At 41.9% G+C, this 728-nt stretch carries 1 pseudogene; it reads right to left on the bottom strand.

The features are described from left to right. Positions 1 to 8: 8 nt before the first annotated feature. A pseudogene (locus tag H5202_RS23555) lies at positions 9 to 497 on the bottom strand (IS3 family transposase); the annotation flags it as partial. Positions 498 to 728 lie beyond the last annotated feature (231 nt).

Below are 728 nucleotides of genomic sequence, written 5' to 3'. Positions count from 1 at the left end.
TGTAGTGGTCAAGTAATATTGGCCACGGTTTTAGAGTCATTCCAATATAAACGTTCTGACTCATTTGGCGTTAACCCACCATTATATTGATGGGGTCTAGTTTCACTGTAATATCCAGTGATGTAATTTGTGATCGCTTTGTCTGCTTCTGTAAAATTCCCATAGCCACTTGCGGGTACCCATTCAGATTTCAAACTTCTAAAGAAACGCTCCATTGGTGCATTATCCCAACAATTCCCGCGACGACTCATGCTTTGCTCAATCTGAAGACGCCATAATAACTGTCTGAATTTCAAGCTTGTGTAATGTGAACCTTGGTCGCTGTGATATATCACATTCTCAGGTTTCCCCCTTAACTCAAATGCCATTTTCAAGGCTTTAGAGGTCAGCTCGCTGTCAGGCGATAATGACAAAGCCCACCCAACAGGTTTGCGGGAAAATAAGTCTAAAACAATGGCTAAATATGCCCAACGATTACCGACCCAAAGTAGAGTAAGAGGCAGAGCGTAGTCGAACTATTTCTCTGCTTCTCCTCTCCGAACCGTACGTGCACCTTTCAGCGCATACGGCTCTCCGCTTAATTGTGGCTAACAGCCATGGCAACTGTAATGGTCAAGTATTTCTGGAGAGATTTTAAGCCGCTTTTTTTAACTCATTATATTTTTGATGTGGCGTCTTATAATCTATTGCTGAATGTCTGCGTTTGTAATTGTAGAACTGGATATATT

Source organism: Shewanella sp. SG41-4 (assembly GCF_014164505.1).
Taxonomy (GTDB): Bacteria; Pseudomonadota; Gammaproteobacteria; order Enterobacterales; family Shewanellaceae; genus Shewanella.
The sequence above is the reverse complement of the archived record's forward strand: the minus strand, read 5'-3'. Positions and strand labels throughout refer to the sequence as shown.